The organism is Caldicellulosiruptor kronotskyensis 2002 (assembly GCF_000166775.1).
GTDB lineage: Bacteria > Bacillota > Thermoanaerobacteria > Caldicellulosiruptorales > Caldicellulosiruptoraceae > Caldicellulosiruptor > Caldicellulosiruptor kronotskyensis.
Window position 1 is genome coordinate 2216248 of record NC_014720.1, and the last position, 16336, is coordinate 2232583.

Here is a 16336-nt window from a genome sequence, read left to right on the forward strand (position 1 = left end):
GGTCTTATTCAGTGAACATATATTTATTTAAAATCATCTCAAGGAGTTCTTGCTTGCCAGATTTATTTTCTATCTTGTCAAGAGACAGAGCATATTCCTCTAACATCTTGAAGTTTGCTTCACCGCTTACAATCTTAGCACCGATTCCTTCTTTGTAGCTCTTGTATCTCTCATCTATAAATTTATCAAATACGCCATCTTTAACAAGCTTATACGCAATCTTGAAGCCTTTAGCAAAAGCATCCATACCTGCAATATGACCAATTACTAAATCTTCAAGCTCAAATGAACCTCTTCTTACCTTTGCGTCAAAGTTAAGTCCACCTTTGCCAAAACCACCAGCTTTAATAACCTCATACATAGCAAGTGTAGTAAGTCTTACATCTGTTGGAAACTGGTCTGTATCCCAGCCCAAAAGCAAGTCGCCCATATTAGCGTCAATTGAACCAAGCATATTATTTATTCGTGCAAACCTCAGCTCATGATGGAAATCATGTCCTGCCAAGGTTGCATGGTTTACTTCTATATTGAGCTTGAAATACTTGTCAAGATCATATTTCTTCAAAAATCCATAAACATGAGCCGCATCAAAATCGTACTGATGCTTAGTTGGCTCTTTTGGTTTTGGTTCTATTAAAAACTGTCCGTCAAAACCTATTTCCTTTGCATACTCAACTGCCATATGCAAAAATCTTGCAAGGTTATCAAGTTCCAATCCCATATCTGTATTTAGAAGTGTCTCATAACCTTCTCTTCCGCCCCAGAACACATAGTTTTCGCCGCCAAGCTCTTTTGTAACCTCTAAAGCCTTTTTCACCTGCGCTGCTGCATATGCAAAGACATCTGCATTGCAGGATGTTGCAGCACCATGAACATATCGTGGATGCGAAAACAGGTTTGCTGTCCCCCATAATACTTTTGTCTTGCTGGTTTTCAAATACTCTTTTATTAAAGAAACAATCTCATCCAAATTCTTATTTGACTCTTTTAAATTTTCCCCTTCAGGTGCAATATCTCTGTCATGGAAGCAGAAAAATGGTACATCTAACAGTTCAAAAAATTCAAATGCTGCCTCAACCCTTGCTTTTGCGTTGTCCATTGGGTTTGAAAACTTATCCCAAGGACGAACAATTGTAGGTTGTCCAAACGGATCGCTTCCTGTTGCACAGAATGTGTGCCAGTAAGCAATAGCAAAACGAAGGTGGTCTTTCAAAGACTTGCCGTCAATGATTTCGTCAGGATTGTAGTACTTGAAAGCAAATGGGTTGTCCGACTGTGGACCTTCGTATTTTATTTTTGGAATATCTTTGAAGTACTTCATTTTATAAATTCACACTCCTTATATAATATATAATTTTTTGACTAAATCTTATTTTTAAAACATGCCATACACATACTTAGTTTGTTTATTAAACAAACTAAGTTTATTATAATATATATTCTCCACTTTTTCAAAAAATCCTTCTTTCAAAACAAAGAATGTTTTTAAAAATAAAGGCATATTGTCAATTAAACTTGTGCAATGAATGTATTTTGTTTATAATATAAATATAAATTAAATAGAATTTAGGTGTAATATGAGGTGATACGAATGGAAAAAGAGGTTTTGAACTTTGAAGAAGCAGCTGAGTTTTTGAAAATTTCTACTAAAACATTTAATCAAATTTTAAAAGATGAAGATATACCAGCAAGAAAGATAGGCAGAGAGTGGCGTTTTTCTAAACATGCTTTGCTTGACTGGCTTGGAAGAGGATCATCAAAAGATTATTTTAAGAACCAGACCATATCTCGTTTTGAAGAGACAAGAAAAGGAAAGACTGAAAACCTCATTTCACATGCAAAAGAGATTCTTGACACAATTTCCCGTGAAAAGTCAATTACCATTGAAAATCGAAAGTTCGACTTTCCAGATAATGTTGAAATGGAAGTCAAAATCAAGAAAAGAAGTGACACCATAAAGTTTGAGCTTGAATTTGAATGGCAAACTGATGAGAAAGGAGAGAATGAAAATGAAGAATGAAAAGGACAATCTTGAGGAAAAGAAAATTCTTGGCATACCCTGGAACGCTTTTATATTCGGTTTTGTAAGTTTTCTCAATGATTTTTCAAGTGAGCTTACAATTAGAGCACTTCCACTTTTTTTGAAAAATGTTCTGAACGCAAAAACCTCAGTGATAGGTCTTATAGAAGGTGTGGCAGATTCAACCGCAACAATCCTAAAAATCTTTTCAGGGTATCTTTCTGACAAGCTAAATCAACGAAAGTGGCTTGTAGCCATAGGTTATGGCCTTTCTGCACTTTCAAAACCACTTTTATATTTTGCCAATAACTGGGTATTCGTATTGGTTATAAGGTTTTTGGACAGAGTTGGAAAAGGCATAAGGACTTCTCCTCGTGATGCCTTGATTGCCAACACAACCAAAAAAGAAGAACTTGGAAAGGCATTTGGATTTAACAGAGCAATGGACCCGGCAGGGGCAATTTTAGCTTTGATTGTGGCCAGTTTTATAATATATTTTACCTCTAAAAACACCTTAAAGCTTACGCAACACTTGTTTCAGATTCTTGTTTTAGTGTCAATCTTCCCAGTCTTTTTTGCACTTTTTTTAATAATTGCATTTGCAGTAGATACTAAAAACCAAAACCTATCGGCAGCAAAGGTCAACCTATCATTGAAAGGATTTGATAAAAAGTTTAAACTATATCTTTTGACTATTTCAATCTTTACCCTTGGAAATTCTTCAGACGCTTTTTTAATCCTTCAGGCTCAAAACAGGGGATTGACAGTTTTAGAGATATTTTTGATGCTGGCTGCTTTTAACTTGATTACAACTCTAAGTAGCTACCCTGCTGGAATTTTGTCAGACAAAATAAGACGTCAGTACCTGATTGTGGCAGGATGGATTGTATATGCTCTAATATACTTGGGTTTTGGACTTGCAACAAAAACATATCAAATAGTTGCTTTGTACATTTTGTACGGTCTTTATTATGGACTTACAGAAGGTGTTGAAAAGGCACTTGTTGCAGATTTAGTTCCCTCTGAGAAAAGAGGTACTGCCTATGGTCTTTACAACGGCGCTGTTGGAATTTTTGCTTTTCCAGCAAGTTTGATTGCTGGACTATTGTGGCAATATATAAGTCCTTCTGCACCTTTCATCTTCGGCGCCATCCTTGCTATTTTCGCCTCAATGATGCTACTGAAGGTAGTAAACATAAAGCAAGAATAATTTTAAGTTCAAAAAATGAGAGGGGCTAATTTTTGCACGCCCCTCTTTTTAATCGCTTACTTTTTCACCTTTTATTTTTACACCTTCTTTGTATTCAGAAGGGCTGTAGCCCGTGTAGCGTTTAAAAAGCCTTGAAAAGTAGTGTGGGTCTGGAATACCAACCTTATCTGCAACCTCGTATGTTTTAAGGTCGGTTGTGAGCAAAAGATGCTTTGCTTTTTCTATTCTATACTCATTTATAAAATCTGAAAGATTTTTTCCTGTTTCTTTTTTGAATAACCTGCTCAAATATGAAGGACTTACAAAAAATTTCTCTGAAATATCACTGAGGGAAATCTCGCCTGAGTGATAGTTTTCTTTTATGTAATCTATCACCTTTTTTATTAAACTGCCCATTTTGTTTAGGTTGTGTTTTTGGACTTCTTCAATAGTCTGTTGAATAGATATTCGTAAGATGCTACTCAGTTCTGACAAATTCTTGCATTTTATAATATCATTAAAATAATCAATGTGTTCAAACATCTCTTGATTCTCAGGCTTATTTATGGTTGAAGAAAGTTGTGCTTTAATCATGTTTATTTCAATAAGCATAAGATAGTAAAAATTATAGATATATTGCTTATCTACTTTTGACTTTTTCAAAGTTTCCTCAAGATCATGTAAAAGATTATTTATGTTCGAATAGTTGCCGTATCTGACATTTGATAAAATTTCATTTTTCAAATTCTTTAGTTTTCTATCATCCACATACATGAAAAAGTGAGAAAGGTCCCTGTAATATATGATATCTTCTTCATCAAAATAAAATCTATAATTTATTGCATCTATGCATTCTTTATATTTGTCTGGAAGCTGCACTAATCCCCTGCCCCACGTACTTACTGCAAATGTCAAATCAATATTAAAACATTCCATTGCTGCTTTTTTAAGCTGGCTCAAAAGTTCAAAGAATTTCTTCTCTTCTTCTTTATCAAGTTCCTTCTTTGAGTTTACAATATATACTGCTTGAGAGTTATTTAAATAAATAGTATAGATGGTAAAATTATTGCTCAAAAAATCATTTAGCATATTTGAGATTCCTAAAAGGTATAAATGAGAATTCTTTCTCTCTTTCTCTTTTGTGCTGCATTCAGTTAAAATCATTAAAAATATACCAATTTCAATCTCATAAAGAGATGCCATCTGAAGAATCTCGTCCTCATTTGAAATCATCTCAAACATGACATTGAACAAAAAATTTTCTCTCAAGATTGGTAATTTTTCTTTTAAAATGTTATTTATCTTTTCTATCTCTTCTAATATTGTTTTTTCTTTTTTAATCTCGTTTATAGCTTTTTGCACAACATTTATTATATCTTCTACCTTGGTTGGTTTTAGAAGAAAATCAAAAGCACCACATTTTATAGCTCTCTGTGCATATTCAAACTCTCTGTAAGCTGTTAAAATTACAATCTTGCAATGTGGTATAATCTTTTTAATTCTTTCTATGAGTTCAATACCATCCATATTGGGCATTTTAATGTCTGTAATGACAATGTCAGGCTTTACATTTTCAATCACCTTTAAAGCCTCATCCCCACTTGAAGCTTCTCCGCTAATTTCACAATCCAAATCTTTCCATCTTATTACATTCCTAATTCCTTTTCGAATAAGCATATCGTCGTCCACTATTACAATTTTATACATTTACCTCTTCCCCTTCGCCAGAAAATTCTTGCAAACTTTCTTCTACCGCTTTTGAAAGCGCATCTAATAGAATTTCAATTTTTATAGTAGTACCCCTCTGTGGCAAGCTTTCAATTGAAAAGTTTGCATTCCTGCCATAAATGAGCTTTAGTCTCTTTACCACATTGACAAGCCCTATTCTTGTATAAGACCTCTCATACTGATCAAGCAAAACCTCACTGTTATCTTCTAAATTTTGGCGTATCCCCTTTAATTTTTCAGGTTGAATTCCTATACCATCGTCTTTTACAATTATGGCAAGCTTATCGTTCCAAATATAGCAACCCACAAATATTCTGCCAAAACCTTTTGGACGTATACCATGAAAAATGGAATTTTCTACGAGAGGTTGTATAAGAAGTTTGGGAATTCTAAGTTTTAAAGCTTTTCTGTCTACATCCACTTCAAGTTTTAAATTCTCTTCACCAAAATTTATCCTTAAAATAGATACATATGAAGATATGTATTTTATCTCTTCCTCTATGGTTAAAAACTTCTCTTCTTTAAGATTCACCTCTAAAAGCTTTGAAAGCGCAATGACAACATCGCTTATTTGCGATACGCCGTTTAGCTGTGCTAGCCAGTTAATCGATTCTAGAATATTAAACAAAAAGTGTGGATTTAGCTGGGTTTGCAAAACTTTTAGTTCTGCTTCTTTTCGTGTTATCTGTTCCTTGTAAATCGAATTTATCAGATGATTTATTTTTATCACCATACTGTTAAAGTTATCAATTAGAATACCAAGTTCATCCTTTCTGTCAAGATTTTCTATCGTCTTGTATTCGCCTTTTCTTATTCTCTTTGTTGCTTCCACAATAGCATTAATTGGTTTTAAAAAGTCCATTGAAAGCATTATTGACATTGCTGATGTTATAACAAACGACAAAAAACACAAAACTATAAGCCACATCCTGAGTTTGTCTATGTCTCTAAATAATATTTTAACTGGAATAGACGTAACTATGTACCATTCTACTTGTTTTATTGGCAGTATATTTACAATATATTCATTCGAAGTGTATGTAACAATTCCATTTTTATTTCTTATTTGAGACATAAATTTGAGGACTTTTTCTTTATTTATTTCACCTTTTGTTGAAATAAATATGCCATTTCCCACCACTGAAATTGCCTGACTTTTTTCTGCAACAAGCTCAGAAAATGTCTTGTCAAATAGCTCTGTGTTTATCATGACAGCTAAAATTCCTTCAAACTTTAATGTTTTAGGATTGTTTATACATCTTGTTATTAAAACTGCCGCTTTGTTTTCTTTGTCTTTTTTCAGTAATGTTACATACCAAATAGGTTTCCCATTTCCCATTTCAGCTATCTTATATACTTTTTCTAACGAAATTTGAGAAGGTATTATTTCATCAAGTCCTATTTCTTTTGAAGTGTTATCAACTATACACAGCTTTTTTTCTTTTGTAAATACTCCTATCGATTGTACATCTAAATGTCCTAAGATTATCTTTCGAAACTTGTTTGTAAGTGAAGTGACATCATCATAGTAATCCATATTTTTCATTGATTTGTCCAAAACATTGTATAATTCTGTTTGATACAAAATATCCTGAGTTATGCTATTTAACTCGTTTATCTTGTCAACAATGCGAAGCCTTGCTGTCTTTATAACATCAGAAGTGTATCCTACATATTTTTTGAAAATCAAATCTGACGAAATTCTAAAACTCAAAACCCCAATAAGAATTATCGGGATAAATATTTGAATATATGATACTACCAAGAACTTCTTGTATATGGAAATTTTTCGGTAATATTTTATTAAATTTCTAATAATAAGTTTTATTTTTAACATTTTCATTCACCTAATTTCTCCATATTCTCTTTCCACGCCTTGACTGCTCTTGTCCAAAATAACTTTGAAGAAATGGTTCCTTGTAGATAATAAGGAATATCTTTTGTTATTACCTCTTCCCAAACCATTCTATCAACAAAATGGTCAGGCGGTGCAACAAGCACATCAGCTTCTTTTATAAGCCCTTCCACCTTTGAACGCAGTGGATTTTTGACATTTGGCGGATTCTTTATCTTTATATTTGAAATTAATCCTGTTCTTTCCACAAATATTCTCGCAATCTTTTCTGAAGACAAAAATTTTAAAAGTTTTATTGCACTGTTTCTTTTTTTTATGTCTTGCCATGCTTGACTGCTCACATAAAACGTTCCTGCACCAAGACCGTAAATTAAATGTTTTTTGCCTTTCTCATTAGCCTGAGGAAAAATGTATATGTCAACTGTTTTTGGATCACACTTTGGTATGAACCATGAACCCTGAACTATCATTGCAGCTTTTTTTGTCAAAAACAAATCATTTCGCTGTTTGCTTGTAAGTGAATAGTAGTTTGCTGGAAATGCACCTGCCTTGTAAAGAACTTTTAAATAGTCAAGGGCTTTTATGTAGGGTGAGGAAAATTCACCGTTTTTGATCGGGTTTTCAACTTCATACTTTGTCCCTATAGAAACAATAATGTTTTGGTATATATATGTTCCTTCTGGCTGGGCATTGAAAGCAATGGGAATTATTCCTTTGCTCTTTAGTATTTTTGAGACACTTATCAAATCATCTAATGTTTGAGGAACTTTTAAATTGTATTTTTCAAATATATCCTTGTTAACAAATAGGCACTCAACTATTGTTTCAAGCGGAACACCATAAATTCTTTTATTGAAAGTTACATACTTCCACATGTTAGGATAAAAACTCTGGTACCACCTTATATCTTTTTTAAGTACATCTGTTAAATCAGCTATTTGATGCCTTTGAATCAGCAAGTCTCTAACAGAACCTGGAAAAAGACCAAAAACATCAGGAGGGTTTCCAGATGCAAAGTCTGTCTGAAGTTTTATCAAAAAATCATCACCAAACAGAGATTCGTTGACAATAGTTACACCAGGATTCTCTTCTTGAAACTTTTGAAGTACAAACGAGAGTGTTTCAGCATAAGGGTCACTCCCGCCCCATGGACTTAAAAATCTTATTTTTGTATTAACTTCTAACTCTTCATTTTCAATAGTTACGCTTTCTTCCACTGTCTTCTGCGTATTCAAAATGAGTACAATTATGAGCACAAGGGTAGTTACAAGAGGTACTAAAAAACTTATTGATAATATACGCCTTTTATTGAATGAATCATTCATAAAAAATCACAACCCTAAAGAATTTAAATATAAACATTTTTACTTCTATTTTAGCTCACAATAATATAAAATTACAATCCATTTTTTCTGAATATTAGAAGCAAACGGGATATCGGTACTCTAAATTCGCACCGATATCCCGTTTGTAAATTTTCTAAATTTATTTTTTATTTCTTTCTTCCTGTCTTCTTCAGAAATTCGTCATACTGTTTCTGTGCCTCTTTTATAATAACGTCAACACCTGCTCTCTTGAACTTGTCAATTGCCTGTGGAATGTATCTGTCTGGGTCAACACTACCTGTCTCAAGCATTGGAATATACTGCTTCCATACGCTCTTGCATGCTGCAACCTGTGTTTTTACTTTTGAGTCATCAAAGTTGAATCCAAGGCTAAGAAGAGGCAGTGCCTTCTTGTTATACTCTTCAAAGTTCTTCCATTTGTTAGGATCTTCATTTTCATAAATATAGTTTATAAACTGATTTCCAAACATCCAGCCAAGACCTGGGCTATAGTCTTTTGCCTTTGGTCCTGGAGCTATGATTCCTTTTGCTTTGTCTTTAAATACATAGTGCTGACCTTCAATACCAAAGTTTACAAGGTTGTTAAGATACTTGTCTGTGTTGAAAAGTTCTAAGAACATCAAAGCTCTTTCTGGATTCTTTGACTTTGCGTTGATTGCCTGCATAGAACCTATACATTCTCTTGTTGACATAACAGGTGGTGTTATATCTATCTGTTTCCATTCATAACCTGTTGAAATAGACATCTCAGCATCTTTTCCTGGCTTGAGTGACTGGGGCATTACAAACACTTTACCAGCTTTTAAATCAGACATCCAATCTGTAACACTTGCTGCATCTTTTCTAATATATCCTGCCAAGTAATACTTTCTTACAGTCTTAAAGAGTGCCTTAGTATTTGGCTGTTCAAGTTCATTGACAATCTTTGTGCTCTTATTATTCGGATAAAGTGATACAGGAACATCATCGTCTACAACCTTGTCCCAGTCTAAAAGGAATCTTGGCGACTCACCAGCATATGCTCCAAGTGGATATACACCTGGCTCTTTTTGTTTGATTACCTTAAGATATGGCTCTAAATCTTCTAATTTTTTAACCTTTTTAAACATGTCTTCTAATTTATACTTCTTTACCAAGTCCATTCTAACAATGAATCCCCAGTTGTGAGCCTTCTCCTTGTTTGCTGGAATTGCATATAGAATTCCGTTAATGGATGCACCTTTTATGAAATCATCTCCAAGAAGCTTCTTTGTCTTTGGTGCATACTTAGAAAGTAGGTCCTTTCCGGGCTTATTGAGCGGCAAAAATGCACCTTTTGCAACGTTAGTTCTGTAGTTGTTTGTCCAGATTGCTGTAAAACAGATGTCAAATGGTTCACCTGCTGCAATCTTTGTCTGGAGCTTATCATTATATTCGCCCCAGTCAAACATTGTCATTTTGATTTCAGCATTAAGCTTTGGTTTGATGTACTCATTTACTTTTTGATTGATTAAATCCCAGTCTTTTTGCGGTGTTCCAATGACATACCATGTAAGCTTAACATAAGGAAGTTTTGAAGAAGATGCACCAAATCCTGTCACTATACCAATTACACTTGTGAGTACAAAAGTCACAACAAGCATGACTACAAAAAACTTTTTGAGATTCACATAAATCAACCTCCCAATTTCTATTTTTTTGTATATAAGCCTCAGCATGCTGCTTTTTTTATAGCAGCTCTGAAGCTTATAGCCGCATTAATACAACCACACGTCAGCCCTTAATGGCACCTATGGTAAGACCTTTTACAAAATAGCGCTGGAAGAAAGGATACGCTAAAACTATTGGCCCCATTCCAAGTACTGCCATTGCCATTCGCGCAGACTCTGTTGGAAGGTCGGTAGGAACAATACCCGATGCACCAAGCTTTCCTGCAATTTCTGCTAAATACTGAATCTTTTGTTGAACTCTGTACATCATATATTGAAGATTATAAAGTTTTTCAGTATCTATCAACATGAATGGTAGCCACCAGTCATTCCAATATGTGATAGCTGAAAATAAAGCAATTGTTGCAAGTCCAGGTTTTACAAGCGGTACAACAATCCTAAAAAATGTTGTAAATTCCCCTGCTCCATCAATCTTTGCAGACTCTATAATAGAATCAGGTAAAGACATCGAAAGATATGTTCTAAAAATCAAAACATACCACATATTCATTACATACGGTAAAATTAATGCATAAATAGTATTTTTTAAGTGAAGAATATTTACACACACTATATACCATGGAACAAGACCTGCATTGATTAACATTGTAAAAAAACCAAAGAATGTGAAGAATTTTCTGTATTTAAAATCTTTTCTGAACAAAATATAAGCGTACATTGAAACTACTAACACACATAGCACTGTTCCAACAATAGTAACAAAAATAGTAATACCATACGCATGCCAAATTGCTCTTCCCTGAGATAAAACAAAATCATATGACTTTGTACTAAAACCAACCGGCCAAAATCTATATCCAATTTGTCTAATCTTGTTATCATTACTGAGCGAAATTGATATAACAGACCATAGCGGAATTAAACATGCAAGAGTTACAATTCCAAAGAAGATGTGCAAAATGGCTTCTGATACTGCAGAAATCTGTAAAAATCTGCTTTTTGAATGCATACTATATCATCACCTTTCTTTGCTGTTTGTCTATAAAAGTTCTTAAAACAACGCTTTTTCTGGGTCAAGTCTTCGAACAATAAGATTTGATGTAAGAACCAAAATAAACCCCATTATCGACTGATAAAAGCTTGCAGCAGACGCCATTCCTATATCGTTCATGCCCATAAGAGTTCTATAAACATAAGTGTCAATAACATTTGTAACATCATAAAGTGCACCACTGTTCATAGGAAGCTGATAAAAAAGTCCAAAGTCTGCATAAAATATTCTACCTATACCCAAAAGAACAAGAACAACAACAAGCGGTGATAAAAGCGGAATTGTAATATGTTTTATCTGCTGCCATTTTGATGCACCATCAATCAAAGCTGCTTCATAATACTCAGGATCAATTCCTGTAATTGCTGCTAAATATATGACTGCATTGTAACCAGTATATTTCCACAAATTTGCAAGTATTAATATCACCGGCCACGGTTTTGTTTCAAAATACCATGCAATTGGTTGTAAACCCAGTTTTGGAAGAACCATTGTATTTAAAATCCCTAAGTCTATACTCAAAAACGCAAATGCCATATACGCAACAACAACCCAAGACAAAAAATATGGTAAAAACATTACTGACTGGTAAAATTTTGCCATAAATCTTGATCTCATTTCGCTCAACGCAATAGCCGTTGCAATTGCCGCCAAGTTCCCAAAGACTATAAAAGCAAAGTTGTAAAGAAGTGTATTTCTTGTTATAATAAAGGCATCAGGTGTTTTAAAAAGAAATTCAAAATTCTTTAAACCCACCCAGGGGCTTTTAAGAATTCCTACATCATAGTGCACATCTTTAAATGCTATGATAAGCCCAAACAGAGGTAAGTAAGAAAATGCTATTAAAAGAACAACCCCCGGCAGTGCCATTAAGAATAGAGGAAAGTTTTTATTCAATTCTCTCAAAAAACCGCTTCGATATGTGCGCTGATCGTTTGCCATTTCTGATGCCGTCTCCTTTCTCAAGTTGTTTATTGAAACTTTTGAATTGTTCTTTGAACTTTTCAACTATAGTTTACAACCTATATTTTTCAAAATGAATTGAAAAAATTGCAGTTTTTTTGTGAAATGTTGATATTAAAATGTGCAATATTTTGTCATACAAGAGTGTCAAAATAATATAAAAAAAGCTGCCAGCATTTAGCCAGCAGCATTTGTTAAAAATTCTTTTCAAATTCATGTATCATAGCTTGCCTGCTAAGTTCAAGAGATTATAGAAAATTGTTGCCACCTCCCCTCTTGAAACGCTCTTATTTGGTTCAAATGTTCCGTCTGAATACAGGTCAACAATACCGAGCTTAATTGCTAACTTCACGCTTTCTCTGTATTGAGGATTTATAAGTTTTTCATCAGCAATTGGAACATCGTCTGTATTAACTTCTATCTTACCAGTCAATCTTTTATACACTTCAATTGCCAAAGCTACTGCTTCTTCTCTTTTTAAAATATTTTCAGGAAAGAATTTATTCTCTTTTATTTCAAACAATTTGTTTTTATACGCCGTATAAACTACATCTGAATACCAGTTGCCGCTTTTCACATCAGAAAATCTACCATCGTATTTTTCAATTTTCAGGTTCAGTGCCCTGACACAAAGTGCAGCAAATTCAGCCCTTGTAATGGTTTTATCTGGCAAGTACTTAAATACTGAAATTCCTTTTATGATTCCTTTAGAATAAAGCTTGTCGATAACATCATAAAGGCTATTTTCAAAATTGATATCCTCAAAAAGGATATTGGTAAATCTAACATTATCTATATACATTTTCCCCTTAAAATCGCTATTGCCATCTGCTATGACTACTATTATATCTCTCAAGAGTGTGTCTGGACTCAGTACTTTATTATCTTGTATCTTGTCTAAGTCAAAAAATACATTGAATTTATAAATTCGGTCTTCTATCTTTTTTGCACTTGACAGTTTTGCAAGGTCAATATTAAAACTGTCTTGTACCTGAGCCCAGTAACCTAAGGAAGGCGGTGAAAAAGCTAAAAATATCTGAATCATACCTTTTAAAGCCCTATCTGGTTTCAAATAAAAATCAAAAGCCAAATATTTATTATCTCCCCTTTCTACATTTATGTCTTTAAGTATAAGCCTTGCAGCTGTTGCCCAGCCATCTTGTGGTTTTTTCTCTGGATACTCAACATCAAAAGATAGCGCTTTTGAACCATTCGCACTTTCGATGGTAATAGGACCTTTCACACCAGATGGTCCATCCCAGTCCCAGCCCTGACGAGTGTCATCTTCAAACGTGGATGGTAAGACTTTTTCGCCTAAAGGTGCACTTTTTCTTTCTTTTATTTTGTTATCTCTCTTAATTGGCTGATAAGCAATTCCTTTTATCCTTGCCCTCACATACTCTCCAGAAATACTAAGCTCTTCTATGTCCCACACCTTATCATCACCAGGGTCAAGTGGTGTGGCATCATGCATACCATTTATATATGGAACAAAAGCAGCTGATGTCTCATTTTTGTTTGACAGTGACCAGTTCACCCAGCTAATATAGTTTGAATTTAAATATTCAAGCCACTTATCTGCTTCATCAAGATACGGTCCACCATCACCGCTTGCCAAACTTGTTCCCCATTCACTCACGAAAATTGGCACGCCATTTTCAAATGCATTTTTCATGTTTTCAAAAACATATCCATCAACTTTGTGAGTTCCAGAGTAAAAATGAACTGAATACATAACATTTTTATCATTTATAGGGTCTTGAATTGCAAAGTCAGGTCTCTGACTCCAGTTTGGCGAACCTACAATTATAATGTTCTGATTCCCCAAACTTCTGAGCATTTTTATGATGGGCTGTGCATAAGCCTTTACTTTTTTCCAGCCATCCAAGCTATTTTCTACTCCCGGTTCATTTGGATTTGGTTCATTGCAAAGTTCATATATTATGTGATAGTCATTGGGAAAACTTATAGCTATCTCTTTGAAAAAGTCTTTTGCCCCTTTATAAATTTCAGCATTCGGGTCGCCGGGATTTAATACATGCCAGTCAACAATTACATACATGTCTTTCTCAATAGCAAGCTTAATCCCTTCTATAACTTTTTCTTTAATACTTGGATTTGAAGCATAGCCGCCTTCACCCACATACATCGCAAGCCTTATAACGTTGCACTCCCAATCTTTTGAAAGAGCTTCAAATGCATTTTTGTTTATAATATCACCATACCACTGAAGTCCATGTGTACTCATACCACGAAGCTGAATTATTTCTCCTTTCTGGTCAGCTAAATACTTTTTTCCGTCCTTTTCAATAATCTGCAGTCTGCCGGCAACCGATGGTTTTTTAACTACCTGATTGCCAAGAAGATGTGGATATTTTTCCTTTTCATACGGTATGCTCTGGGCAAAAACAGGTAAAATTTGTAAAATAGAAACAATCAAAATCACTACCATCATGAGTGCACAAAACTTTAAAATAATTTTCCTCATAATGCAAATCCCTCCTATGTAATCGTTATCATCTTGTTATAAGTTTAATATATTCCATGCTCAGAAAGTTTTAAATTAAAAAAATTTCATATCTGTTTGAAATTTTTGACCTGCTTTTTGTAGCATCTTGCTCTAAGATAAGGTAAAAATTTTGCAAAAAATAAGGCTCCTGTCCCACCAAAATCTTTAACTATTTTAGGGACACGGAGCCGTGAAAAATTCTTTGTTATTTTACAACATCAACCTTGATGTGAAGTTCTCGAAGCTGTTTTGGTTCAACCTCAGAGGGCGCATCAGTCAACGGGCATGACGAATCTTTCACCTTCGGGAAGGCAATTGTATCTCTGATAGAATCTAAACCTAAAAGAAGCATGCAAAGCCTATCAAATCCATAAGCTATACCACCATGCGGTGGTGTACCATACTTGAAAGCTTCAAGCAAAAAGCCAAACCTGTCCTGTGCCCTTTCCTCTGTAAATCCAAGGGCTTTGAACATTCTCTTTTGAAGCTCAGGTGAATGAATTCTAATAGAACCACCACCAATTTCTGTTCCGTTTAATACAATATCATAAGCCTTTGATCTTACTTTCGTCGGATCTGTCTCTAAAAATTCTAAATCTTCATCCATTGGCGATGTAAACGGATGGTGTTTTGCAACAAACCTGCCCTCTTCTTCTGAATACTCAAAAAGAGGAAATTCTGTTACCCAGAGAAGATTAAATTTTGACTTATCAAGAAGATTTAGCTTTCTTGCTATCTCAAGTCTCAAGTTCCCAAGAACATCAAAAACAATTTCATTCTTGTCAGCAGAAAATAGTAGCAAATCTCCAACCTCTGCTCCAAGTCTCTTTAGAATTTCATTTATCTCCTCTTCTTTTAAAAACTTGACAATAGGGGACTTCAGACCATCACTTTCAACTGCGATCCATGCAAGACCTTTTGCTTTAAAGTTTTTTGCAAACTCAACAAGCGCATCAATCTCACGCCTTGAAAATGTAGCTGCACAACCCTTTGCATTGATTGCTCTCACCGATCCACCCTTGTTCGCAGCATCAGCAAATACTTTAAACTCGCAATTTTTGACAATGTCAGTAATATCAACAAGCTCCATTCCAAATCGTGTATCTGGTTTATCTGAGCCAAACCTTTCCATTGCTTCTTTGTAGGTAAGCCTTGGAAGAGGCAACTTAAGATCTATCCCAAGCATCTCTCTGAATATAGTCTGCAATAACTTTTCGTTTATCTCGATAACATCGTCAACATCAACAAACGACATCTCAATGTCAATCTGGGTAAACTCAGGCTGCCTGTCTGCTCGCAGGTCTTCATCTCTAAAACATTTTACAATCTGAAAATATCTGTCAAACCCTGCAACCATCAAAAGCTGTTTAAAAAGCTGCGGTGATTGTGGGAGTGCAAAAAATTTTCCCGGAAATATTCTGCTTGGAACTAAGTAGTCTCTTGCACCTTCTGGAGTGGATTTTGTGAGCATGGGTGTTTCTATCTCTATAAACCCATTTTGAGAAAGAAAATTTCGCACAACCTGATAGAGCTTGTGTCTGAACATCAAATTCCTCTGCATATCAGGTCTTCTTAAATCCAAATACCTGTATTTTAGCCTTACTGCTTCATTTACATTTATTCCCTCTTCAATTGGAAAAGGGGGTGTTTCAGACTTGTTAAATATCCTCAGTTCTGTTGCTCTTACTTCTATCTCTCCTGTTTTTATTTTAGGGTTTACTGTCTCAGGTGGTCTTTTCTCCACAATACCCCTAACGCCGATACAGTATTCGGACCTTAATGAGTCGGCCTTGTCTAAAAGTTCTTCTCCCATCTTCTCATCAAATACAACCTGTACAATACCTGTTCTGTCCCTCAAATCAACAAATATTATCCCACCAAGATCGCGTCTTGTATCAACCCAACCTGTTAATACAACCTCTTTTCCAACATCATCAAGTGATACTTCTGCACAGTATTTTGTTCGTTTAAACCCTTTAATACCTTCCACACCCATCACCTTCTTTGAAAATTTTTAAAGTTATAA

11 protein-coding genes are annotated in these 16336 nt (G+C 34.6%); 2 read left to right on the forward strand and 9 right to left on the reverse strand.

The genetic code is table 11. The annotated features are described in order from the left end of the window. Positions 1–4 precede the first annotated feature (4 nt). A complete protein-coding gene (gene xylA, locus CALKRO_RS10260) occupies positions 5–1321 on the reverse strand; it encodes a xylose isomerase (protein WP_013430944.1) in 1317 nt (438 codons plus the stop codon). Between the two features lie 270 nt (positions 1322–1591). Here xylA and CALKRO_RS10265 point away from each other — a divergent pair, with 270 nt between their 5' ends. Next, positions 1592–2020: a helix-turn-helix domain-containing protein gene (locus CALKRO_RS10265; RefSeq protein ID WP_013430945.1), complete on the forward strand. Its 429-nt coding sequence runs from the start codon at positions 1592–1594 to the stop codon at positions 2018–2020. Further along, the gene (locus CALKRO_RS10270; protein ID WP_013430946.1) at positions 2010–3230 is read left to right on the forward strand and encodes an MFS transporter; all 1221 of its coding nucleotides are present in this window, start codon (positions 2010–2012) and stop codon (positions 3228–3230) included. Before CALKRO_RS10265 ends, CALKRO_RS10270 begins: the two co-directional genes overlap by 11 nt. Before the next feature lie 48 nt (positions 3231–3278). Here CALKRO_RS10270 and CALKRO_RS10275 read toward each other — a convergent pair whose 3' ends face one another. The 8 genes from CALKRO_RS10275 to aspS all read right to left on the reverse strand — a co-directional run bounded on the left by CALKRO_RS10275 (position 3279) and on the right by aspS (position 16306). Then, the gene (locus CALKRO_RS10275; RefSeq protein WP_013430947.1) at positions 3279–4916 is read right to left on the reverse strand and encodes a response regulator transcription factor; all 1638 of its coding nucleotides are present in this window, start codon (positions 4914–4916) and stop codon (positions 3279–3281) included. Beyond that, positions 4909–6780, reverse strand: a complete 1872-nt coding sequence (locus tag CALKRO_RS10280) for a sensor histidine kinase (protein WP_013430948.1) — start codon at positions 6778–6780, stop codon at positions 4909–4911. Before CALKRO_RS10280 ends, CALKRO_RS10275 begins: the two co-directional genes overlap by 8 nt. After that, the gene (locus CALKRO_RS10285) at positions 6777–8117 is read right to left on the reverse strand and encodes an ABC transporter substrate-binding protein (protein WP_013430949.1); all 1341 of its coding nucleotides are present in this window, start codon (positions 8115–8117) and stop codon (positions 6777–6779) included. Before CALKRO_RS10285 ends, CALKRO_RS10280 begins: the two co-directional genes overlap by 4 nt. 167 nt (positions 8118–8284) lie before the next feature. Next, positions 8285–9787 carry an ABC transporter substrate-binding protein gene (locus CALKRO_RS10290; protein ID WP_013430950.1) on the reverse strand — a complete coding sequence of 501 codons (1503 nt, stop codon included), beginning with the start codon at positions 9785–9787 and terminating at the stop codon, positions 8285–8287. Between the two features lie 103 nt (positions 9788–9890). Then, complete coding sequence (locus tag CALKRO_RS10295) at positions 9891–10796, reverse strand: carbohydrate ABC transporter permease (protein WP_013430951.1); 906 nt, start codon at positions 10794–10796, stop codon at positions 9891–9893. Positions 10797–10838: 42 nt separating this feature from the next. Continuing rightward, the gene (locus tag CALKRO_RS10300; RefSeq protein ID WP_013430952.1) at positions 10839–11780 is read right to left on the reverse strand and encodes an ABC transporter permease; all 942 of its coding nucleotides are present in this window, start codon (positions 11778–11780) and stop codon (positions 10839–10841) included. A 241-nt stretch (positions 11781–12021) separates the two neighbouring features. Next, on the reverse strand, positions 12022–14289 hold the full coding sequence (locus CALKRO_RS10305) for a cellulase family glycosylhydrolase (RefSeq protein WP_013430953.1): 2268 nt from the start codon (positions 14287–14289) through the stop codon (positions 12022–12024). Positions 14290–14515: 226 nt separating this feature from the next. Then, positions 14516–16306 (reverse strand): aspartate--tRNA ligase, encoded by a 1791-nt coding sequence (aspS, locus tag CALKRO_RS10310; protein WP_041741722.1) that lies wholly within the window; start codon positions 16304–16306, stop codon positions 14516–14518. Positions 16307–16336: the final 30 nt, after the last annotated feature.

Bases quoted from the DNA above. Each gene is read 5' to 3' on its own strand.
- xylA (WP_013430944.1), bottom strand. From the start codon at position 1,321: ATGAAGTACTTCAAAGATATTCCAAAAATAAAATACGAAGGTCCACAG.
- CALKRO_RS10265 (WP_013430945.1), top strand. From the start codon at position 1,592: ATGGAAAAAGAGGTTTTGAACTTTGAAGAAGCAGCTGAGTTTTTGAAA.
- CALKRO_RS10270 (WP_013430946.1), top strand. From the start codon at position 2,010: ATGAAGAATGAAAAGGACAATCTTGAGGAAAAGAAAATTCTTGGCATA.
- CALKRO_RS10275 (WP_013430947.1), bottom strand. From the start codon at position 4,916: ATGTATAAAATTGTAATAGTGGACGACGATATGCTTATTCGAAAAGGA.
- CALKRO_RS10280 (WP_013430948.1), bottom strand. From the start codon at position 6,780: ATGAAAATGTTAAAAATAAAACTTATTATTAGAAATTTAATAAAATAT.
- CALKRO_RS10285 (WP_013430949.1), bottom strand. From the start codon at position 8,117: ATGAATGATTCATTCAATAAAAGGCGTATATTATCAATAAGTTTTTTA.
- CALKRO_RS10295 (WP_013430951.1), bottom strand. From the start codon at position 10,796: ATGCATTCAAAAAGCAGATTTTTACAGATTTCTGCAGTATCAGAAGCC.
- CALKRO_RS10300 (WP_013430952.1), bottom strand. From the start codon at position 11,780: ATGGCAAACGATCAGCGCACATATCGAAGCGGTTTTTTGAGAGAATTG.
- CALKRO_RS10305 (WP_013430953.1), bottom strand. From the start codon at position 14,289: ATGAGGAAAATTATTTTAAAGTTTTGTGCACTCATGATGGTAGTGATT.
- aspS (WP_041741722.1), bottom strand. From the start codon at position 16,306: ATGGGTGTGGAAGGTATTAAAGGGTTTAAACGAACAAAATACTGTGCA.